Source organism: Flavobacterium limi, from assembly GCF_010645075.1.
GTDB classification, from domain to species: Bacteria; Bacteroidota; Bacteroidia; order Flavobacteriales; family Flavobacteriaceae; genus Flavobacterium; species Flavobacterium limi.
This window is the reverse complement of the sequence record NZ_JAADZV010000006.1, coordinates 342,897-351,263: the sequence shown is the minus strand read 5'-3', so window position 1 is coordinate 351,263 and position 8,367 is coordinate 342,897. Positions and strand designations below refer to the sequence as shown.

8 protein-coding genes are annotated in these 8,367 nt (G+C 32.1%); 4 read left to right on the top strand and 4 right to left on the bottom strand.

Annotated elements, in window-relative coordinates:
- The first annotated feature begins 351 nt into the window (after positions 1-351).
- Entirely contained in the window at positions 352-1,065 is a 714-nt protein-coding gene (locus GXM16_RS14690) for a hypothetical protein (protein WP_163395240.1), read from the top strand.
- Positions 1,066-1,368: 303 nt separating this feature from the next.
- Here the strand turns inward: GXM16_RS14690 and GXM16_RS14685 are convergent, their stop codons facing one another.
- Together GXM16_RS14685 and holA are read right to left on the bottom strand one after the other, a co-directional pair.
- Positions 1,369-1,545: a CAL67264 family membrane protein gene (locus GXM16_RS14685; protein ID WP_180910272.1), complete on the bottom strand. Its 177-nt coding sequence runs from the start codon at positions 1,543-1,545 to the stop codon at positions 1,369-1,371.
- Positions 1,546-1,615: 70 nt separating this feature from the next.
- Entirely contained in the window at positions 1,616-2,620 is a 1,005-nt protein-coding gene (holA, locus tag GXM16_RS14680) for a DNA polymerase III subunit delta (RefSeq protein WP_163395239.1), read from the bottom strand.
- 126 nt (positions 2,621-2,746) lie between these two features.
- On the opposite strand from holA, the gene GXM16_RS14675 reads away from it, so the two are divergent.
- Genes GXM16_RS14675 through GXM16_RS14665 form a run of 3 tightly spaced genes read left to right on the top strand, consistent with a single transcriptional unit; the run spans position 2,747 to position 5,106 of the window.
- Complete coding sequence (locus GXM16_RS14675) at positions 2,747-3,199, top strand: type I restriction enzyme HsdR N-terminal domain-containing protein (protein ID WP_163395238.1); 453 nt, start codon at positions 2,747-2,749, stop codon at positions 3,197-3,199.
- A gap of 18 nt (positions 3,200-3,217) precedes the next feature.
- The gene (locus GXM16_RS14670; RefSeq protein WP_163395237.1) at positions 3,218-4,237 is read left to right on the top strand and encodes a glycosyltransferase family 2 protein; all 1,020 of its coding nucleotides are present in this window, start codon (positions 3,218-3,220) and stop codon (positions 4,235-4,237) included.
- Between the two features lie 35 nt (positions 4,238-4,272).
- On the top strand, positions 4,273-5,106 hold the full coding sequence (locus GXM16_RS14665) for an OmpA/MotB family protein (protein WP_163395236.1): 834 nt from the start codon (positions 4,273-4,275) through the stop codon (positions 5,104-5,106).
- 161 nt (positions 5,107-5,267) lie between these two features.
- On the opposite strand, the gene GXM16_RS14660 is transcribed toward GXM16_RS14665, so the two are convergent.
- Both GXM16_RS14660 and GXM16_RS14655 read right to left on the bottom strand, forming a co-directional pair.
- On the bottom strand, positions 5,268-5,888 hold the full coding sequence (locus tag GXM16_RS14660; RefSeq protein WP_163395235.1) for an L-threonylcarbamoyladenylate synthase: 621 nt from the start codon (positions 5,886-5,888) through the stop codon (positions 5,268-5,270).
- Positions 5,889-5,961: 73 nt separating this feature from the next.
- Positions 5,962-8,298 carry an ATP-dependent helicase gene (locus tag GXM16_RS14655; protein ID WP_163395234.1) on the bottom strand — a complete coding sequence of 779 codons (2,337 nt, stop codon included), beginning with the start codon at positions 8,296-8,298 and terminating at the stop codon, positions 5,962-5,964.
- Positions 8,299-8,367 lie beyond the last annotated feature (69 nt).

Genomic DNA, 8,367 nt, shown 5'->3' with positions numbered 1-8,367 from the left:
CGTATTTCTTGAAAGGGATAAGTAGCTACTTATAAATAACTTACTCTTTCCATTACAATAGAATTTAATTACTTTTCTAATTTTACTCATGTCTGTTATTTTGTTTGCCATAATCCGTATATTTTTAACGAATGTATGGTTCTAACAACATGAAAAAATCAATAGTTTTTGATCGTTAATTAACTACAAAACTTGGTGGTCAATTTGCTCCGGAATCAGGTGGTCACTTTGCTACGGAACGCGTGGTCAATTTACTCCGGAATTAGGTGGTCAAATTGACCGGTTTTTCCAATAAACACAAATATTAATGTGGTTGAAAAATTTTATTCTTATTGCAAAACAGAAAGCAAAATGGAAAAACTTGCTATAAAAAAGGGTTATTACGAAATGATTGTTTCAAATTGCAAAGATCGTGTTTTAAATAAAAATAAAAAACATGACACTATTATATTAAAAAAGAAAGGGAAAGCTGTAGAAATGCGGATCGAAAATAAAACAAATGAAGTTAAAGTTAAAATCCTGAGAGGTGAAACCGATAAAACATATATTATAGAATCATATGAAAATGTACTTAATACTGATCAAGATATCTATAGAATTGAACAAACAATAAATTTTAGCAAATTAAGACGTGAAACACATAGACATTGTTATGTAAAGCTTGGTAACCCTTTCATATCTATTCCAAAAAAGGAATACAAGAAATTATCCCCTTATATGCAAAACAAATTCAAACTCGTTGATTCACAATTACCGAAGTGTTTTGATCTACATCTTTTAGAAGATAGAGATTTTCTATTTTCATTTTTTGCAGAATATAAAATTTTCGATTATACACAAATTCTGGGAAAGGTCAAACCTAAATTATTAACTATCCACAATTTAAAGCCCATGAAGACAATTGCATCAAAAAAGACTACGACTCAATATGAGGTGGATGGCACGGTTAAAAGAAATACAAAGAAAATATATACTAATATTTTTGACGAAAATCCGATTGATTTACATACCGAACCACTAAATGTTCCTGAAAAGAAAATTATACCAATTGATTTTTTTACTTAAGAAAATCACATTGTAACCTTATATCAACAAATGTTTTAAGCTCAATATTAAATCCGGCGATCAAAAAATGAAATTTCTGATTGCTATTTTTTCGACTAAAGACAGATTAAAACCTATTAGATTTATGCAAAATTTAAGAAATTAAAAAATTCCCACATTTTACAAAAAAAATTCCCACTTTAGAAATCAAACAACTATAAAGTATTATAAATCAAAGGAAAAATCCATTTTTAAATTACTTTCTTATCGTCTGACATTTTTTATTTTTTATTTAAATTATTTATTGAATTGTAATTGAATCCGTTAAACTCTTCCTTTTAAGGCATTAAAAACCCAGGCGTTTGCTAAAAACCCAACTCCAGTTGCGGCAAATCCCCAGCCAGACACTTCACTGTATCTAAAAGCCCCAAGACCTATAAGTAACAATCCCATGATTACCATTATAAAAGTAGCCCATCCTAAAACGGTATTCTTATTCATTCCCATAATTGCGTAATTATTTTTAAGTAGTAAAATTTTTAGAAAGGCAAATATCGTGAATTTAAATTGCTTAATTAAAAATTTTATAAAGCATTTCTTTTAACAGATCAGATTGCGATAAAGCATTGGCACCAACCCCTTTGCTTTTTATGTCAACATCTCTTAAAGCTCCTACAATCTGGCTCACTTTTCGCATGGGATAATTCTTGACTGCTAAGTCATATTCTTTCAAAAAATAAGGATTTACACCAATTGCTGCTGCTACATTTTTTGGATTTTTATCTTTAAGTCCATGATATTTTAAAAGCTGAACAAAAAATCCGAAAACTAATCCTGTAGTCATTACCAGAGGATATTCTTTCGGATTATGGGCGAAATTCTCAGCAATTTTATAAGCTCTTAATTGATTGCGTTCGCCAATAGCTTTTCTAAGCTCGAAAACATTATAATCTTTGCTAAAACCAATATTCTCTTCAATATGCAGAGGCGTAATCATTGTACCCTGAGGTAAAATAATCTGAAGTTTTTCTAATTCATTATTAATTTTACTCAAATCAGTCCCTAAAAACTCTACCAACATGGCATTTGCTTTCGGATCAATTGTATATTTTTTTCCGGCCAAAACGCGTTTTATCCAGTCTCCTACCTGATTTTCGTATAATTTTTTACTTTCATAAACGATTCCGTTTTGAGCTAATAGTTTTGTTACTTTTTTACGTTTATCAAGTGTTTTGTATTTATAACAAAAAACCAAAACTGTTGTTTCCATTGGATTATTGACATAAGATTCAATTTTATCAATTGTTCTTGATAAATCCTGAGCCTCTTTTACGATAACGACCTGACGGTCTGCCATCATTGGATAACGCTTTGCAGTTGAAACGATATCTTCTACAGAAACATCCCTTCCGTATAAAACCGTCTGATTAAATCCTTTCTCCTCTTCTGAAAGAACATTCTGCTCTATATATTCCGATAATTTATCAATATAATAAGGTTCTTCACCCATTAAAAAATAAATTGGCTTTATATTTCCTGCTTTTATATCATTAACAATTTTTACAACTTCGTCCATTCAAATGTTTTTGTTTGCTTCGACTGATCGGCTTTCAGCCTCGGGTCAGGTTTCAAGTTTAAGCTCGTTTTCACAACTTGAAACTTTAAAACTTGAAACCTGAAACTATTTTAATATTTTTGCTTTATGCAGCGATTAAATTTTCCAATTTATAATTTTCGATTCAAAAATAACGAAAATAAAGTGTCTATTTTTGATGAAATCAGAAAAAAATTTATAATTCTTACCCCTGAAGAATGGGTTCGTCAGCATGTTGTTCATTATTTAATGAATGAGAAAAAATATCCAAGATCTCTCATAAACGTAGAAAAAGTTTTAACGGTCAATGGTTTACGAAAACGCTATGATGTTGTAGTTTTTAATTCGGATGGTTCGATACATATATTGGTAGAATGCAAAGCACCTGAAGTAAAGATATCACAAGCAACTTTTGATCAGATTGCCCGTTATAATATGACAATGCAGGCACGGTTTTTGAAAGTCACAAACGGTCTGAATCATTATTATTGTCAGATGGATTTTGAAAATGAAAAATATGACTTTTTAAAATCATTACCTGATTACAAAGAAATTTATTAAATTATAAAAAGAATACTTTTGGATAAAATTGCAGTTGTCATTTTAAATTGGAATGGAATAAAATTATTAGAACAATTTTTGCCATCAGTAATTCAGTTTTCAAAAGAAGCCACTATATATGTAGCGGATAATGCTTCTACAGATGATTCAATTGAATTTGTTCTGCATAATTTCCCTTCTGTAAAAATTATAAAAAATACCGGAAACCATGGTTTTGCCAAAGGCTACAACGATGCTTTAAAAGCAGTCGATGCCGAGATTTATGCTTTAGTTAATTCAGATATTGAAGTAACAGAAAATTGGTTAAAACCAATAATAGAAACCTTCGACAGCGAAAAAAACACGGCTATCATCCAGCCTAAAATTCTTGATTTTAAAAATAAAGAGTACTTTGAATATGCTGGTGCCGCAGGCGGCTTTATTGACAAATATGGATATCCGTTTTGTCGGGGCCGAATTTTTGATACTATCGAAAAAGATAATAGTCAATACGATGATAATTGTGAAATATTCTGGGCATCAGGGGCGTGTTTTTTTATTAGGAAACAAGTTTATGATGAATTAGAAGGATTTGATGAATCTTTTTTTGCACATCAGGAAGAGATTGATTTATGTTGGCGTGCGTTAAATGAAGGACATACTATTAAATATAACTCCCAGTCTGTTGTTTATCATGTTGGTGGTGCAACTTTGCAACAAGGAAATCCTAAAAAAACGTATTTGAATTTTAGAAATTCTTTGCTGATGATGGTTAAAAACCTTCCGAAAAAAGGATTATTTTTTATTGTTTTCTTCAGAATGATATTAGATGGCATAGCGGGAGTAAGATTTTTAATGCAAGGAAAATTTAAACATACATTTGCTATTTTACATGCTCATTTTTCATTTTACTGTATGTCATTAGTTTACCTAAAAAAGAGAAAAGATTTTCAAATGCAAAAATACTACACTATAAAAAGTATCGTTTTCATATATTATATAAAGAAATTGGTTTTTTTTAAAGAAATCTTTAACATTAATCAAAATATTAAAAACTAAATTTGTAAAACAACGTCTAATTAAATTTAACATTCATGAGAAAAATAGTAATTGCACTATCCGTATTAATGGCCTTAACATCGTGTGTTTCTAAAAAGAAATATGCTGACTTAGAAGCCAAAAACAAAGAAACACAAGATTTATTAAATTCAACTACTGTAAAATTAAACACTTGTCTTGAAGAAAAAGCTGGTTTAGCAGCTACAGCTGCAAGTTATAAAGAACATAATCAAGATTTAATAAACAGCTCTAAAGACCTAACAGTATTAACAACTAAAGGTGCTGAAAATCTTGAAAAATCTTTAGAAAGTTTAAAAGAGAAAGATCTTAAAATATCCAGACTTCAGGATGCTCTTACTAAAAAAGACAGTGTTACTTTAGCATTAGTTACAAGTTTGAAAGGAGCTGTGGGAATCAATGATCCGGATATCGAAATCAACGTTGAAAAAGGAGTTGTATTTATCTCTATCGCTGATAAATTATTATTTAAAAGCGGCAGCTATGATGTAACTGACAAAGCGAAAAGTGTTTTAGCAAAAGTTGCGAAAGTAGTAAACGACAAACCTGATTTTGAATGTATGGTTGAAGGTCATACAGATAATGTTCCTTATAAAAGCAATGGAATTTTGTTAGACAACTGGGATTTAAGTGTTAAACGATCTACATCAATCGTTCGTGTATTAACTAATGATTTAGGTGTTAATCCTGCAAAATTAATCGCTGCAGGCAGAAGCTCATACATTCCGTTGGTACCGAATGATACAGCTGAGAATAAAGGTAAAAACAGAAGAACGCGTATTGTTGTTATGCCAAAAATCGATCAGTTTTATGATATGATTGAAAAAGAAATGAAAAAACAACAGCAATAATATTTACATTGTATTTTATTATGCAAAAAAAGCAGGTCAAATGACCTGCTTTTTTTTATCCTAACCAATAAAGGACATCACTATTTTAATTAACTAACTAAATTTAACTAACCTTAAAGTTACTCAATATTTTTCAATAGTTACTCAAATTAAGTTTTTTTTTACAAAATATCAACATCTCCTTTTCCTTCTCTTACAATTACAGGTTCGTGTTCAGAGAGATCAATAATTGTAGATCCTACATTATCACCATATCCTCCATCAATGACCATATCAACAAGGTTTTGCCATTTCTCGAAAATCAATTCAGGATCTGTAGTATATTCAATCACGTCATCTTCATCACGTATTGATGTTGACACAACAGGATTCCCCAATTGCCGTACAATTTCCAAAATAATATTGTTATCAGGAACACGGATACCTACCGTTGTTTTCTTTTTAAACTCTTTAGGCAAATTATTATTACCGGGTAAAATAAAGGTATAGGGACCCGGTAATGCTCTCTTTAATATTTTAAACGTAGAAGTATCAATTTGTCTAACATAGTCAGATAAGTTACTTAAATCATGACAGATGAAAGAGAAATTAGCTTTCTCTAATTTAACGCCTTTAATTTTTGCAATTTTTTCTAAAGCTCTTGAATTGGTTATATCACAACCTAAACCGTAAACAGTGTCTGTTGGATAAATTACTAAACCACCATTCTGAAGTACTTTTACGACTTTTGCAATTGCAGCTTCACTGGGTTTGTCAGGATATATTTTTATAAATTCGGCCATTTCTCTTTTGTTTCAGGTTTACTAGTTTCATGTTTCATGTCACTTAAAGTTACGAAACTACTTTTAAAGTATTTTATCCTACAATATCAAGTTTAGCAAATCTTAACAACAATTTCTTAATTCCGCCAACTTCAAATTTTATTTCGGCTTTTTTATCAGCTCCAACACCCTCTAAATTTATAACTTGTCCTTTTCCAAAACGCTCATGCATTACTACATTTCCTATGGTCAGTTTGTTATCAAATAAATTTGGAGTACCTGCATTCGGATTAGTTCCTGTAACTGGTTTTAACTTTCTGATATTTAAATCCGGTTTTGGACTATTGTCTGTAACATGTTTGGGAGGAGTTCCTCCTACGGGTTTTGAAAGTCTTAGTTTAGATTTATCGACATCCCCAAAAATATCGCCGTCAATTGGTGATTTGTAGCGATAATTACTTTCTGAAGGCGTTAAATATTCTAAATATTGACTGTCTATTTCTTCAATAAAACGAGAAGGCTCGCTATCTGTGAGTTTTCCCCAGCGATAACGTGACTGTGCATAAGTTAAATACGCCTGATGCTCTGCACGTGTAAGTGCCACATAAAACAAACGGCGCTCTTCTTCCAGTTCACTTCTGGTACTCATACTCATTGCGCTGGGAAACAAATCTTCTTCCATACCAACAACGAAAACATGAGGAAATTCCAATCCTTTAGCAAGGTGGATCGTCATCAGAGCGACACGATCTTCATCAGATGTATCCTTATCCAGATCGGTCGCTAAAGCTACATCTTCCATAAATTCAGAAAGAGCTCCTCTTGCACCGTCAATTTCTCTCTGCCCTTCAGTAAAATCTTTAATACCGTTTAAAAGCTCTTCTATATTCTGAATTTTTGCCATTCCTTCAGGTGTAGCATCTTTTTTCAGTTCCTGAACAAGACCTGTTTTTTTGGCAACATGATCGGTTATATAAAAAGCATCCTGATTTTCATTGATAACCTGAAAACTCTGAATCATCGTTACAAAATCTTTCAGTTTATTTTTTGTCCCTGCATTGAGTTTCAAATCAATTTTATCAATATTTACCATTACTTCCCAAATCGAGCGCTTGTAATGATTAGCTGCAATGGTCAGTTTTTCAACAGTTGTATCTCCAATTCCACGTGCCGGGTAATTGATTACACGAATCAGGGCTTCTTCGTCTTTCGGATTCAGGACCAAACGTAAATAACACAAAACATCTTTTATTTCTTTACGCTGGTAAAATGAAAGTCCACCATAAATTCGATATGGTATATCTCTTTTTCTTAAGGCATCCTCCATTGCACGCGATTGTGCATTGGTTCGGTATAAAATTGCAAAAGAACCATTATGCAGCTGATTCTGCATTTTTTGTTCGAAAATTGTGCTGGCAACAAAACGTCCTTCTTCAGCATCCGTCAAACTTCTGTGTACTTTTACTTTCGGTCCAAATTCATTTGCTGTCCATACTACTTTATCCAGTTTCGTTTTATTATGTTCCATCACGGTATTTGCTGCTTCAACTATATTTCGGGTCGAACGGTAATTTTGCTCTAAACGAAACATTTTCACTCCCTCATAATCCTTTTGAAAATTCAGGATATTATTGATGTTTGCCCCACGGAAAGCGTAAATACTCTGCGCATCATCCCCAACCACACAAATATTCTGAAACTTATCTGATAAAGCCCTAACAATTAAATACTGAGAATGATTTGTATCCTGGTACTCATCCACCAGAATATATCGGAAACGGTTTTGATATTTAGCCAAAACTTCAGGAAAACGGGTCAATAATTCATTGGTTTTCAATAATAAATCATCAAAATCCATTGCTCCTGCTTTAAAACAGCGTTCTACATACTGTTGATAAATTTCACCTAAACGAGGTTTTTTCGACATTGCATCCGCTTCCATCAGTTCAGGATTATTGAAATAGGCTTTTACCGTTATCAAACTATTTTTATAAGTCGAAATTCTTCCTAAAACTTGTTTTGGTTTATAAATATCACGGTCCAGCTGCATTTCTTTTATAATAGAAGAAATGAGCCTTGCCGAATCCTGAGAATCATAAATAGTAAAATTGGAAGGGTAACCCAAATGTTCTGATTCTGAACGAAGAATACGCGCAAAAATGGAGTGAAAAGTTCCCATCCACAGGTTTTTTGCTTCACTTGCTCCCACGATTGAAGAAATCCTGTGCTTCATTTCGCGGGCAGCCTTATTTGTAAATGTAAGTGACAATATATTAAAAGCATCAATTCCCTGATGCATCAAATAAGCAATCCTAATTGTTAAAACACGCGTTTTTCCCGAACCTGCACCTGCTATAATAATCATTGGCCCGTCTTTCTGTAAAACTGGCTGTCGTTGTGCTTCGTTGAGCTGGTCAATATAATTCTGCATGAAATTGTTCTCCTTTTAGGCAAAAATAAGAATTAAAAAAGAAAGTTCCTAAGATGCTAAAGTTCTGAA

Bases quoted from the DNA above. Each gene is read 5' to 3' on its own strand.
- GXM16_RS14690 (WP_163395240.1), top strand. From the start codon at position 352: ATGGAAAAACTTGCTATAAAAAAGGGTTATTACGAAATGATTGTTTCA.
- GXM16_RS14685 (WP_180910272.1), bottom strand. From the start codon at position 1,545: ATGAATAAGAATACCGTTTTAGGATGGGCTACTTTTATAATGGTAATC.
- holA (WP_163395239.1), bottom strand. From the start codon at position 2,620: ATGGACGAAGTTGTAAAAATTGTTAATGATATAAAAGCAGGAAATATA.
- GXM16_RS14675 (WP_163395238.1), top strand. From the start codon at position 2,747: ATGCAGCGATTAAATTTTCCAATTTATAATTTTCGATTCAAAAATAAC.
- GXM16_RS14665 (WP_163395236.1), top strand. From the start codon at position 4,273: ATGAGAAAAATAGTAATTGCACTATCCGTATTAATGGCCTTAACATCG.
- GXM16_RS14660 (WP_163395235.1), bottom strand. From the start codon at position 5,888: ATGGCCGAATTTATAAAAATATATCCTGACAAACCCAGTGAAGCTGCA.
- GXM16_RS14655 (WP_163395234.1), bottom strand. From the start codon at position 8,298: ATGCAGAATTATATTGACCAGCTCAACGAAGCACAACGACAGCCAGTT.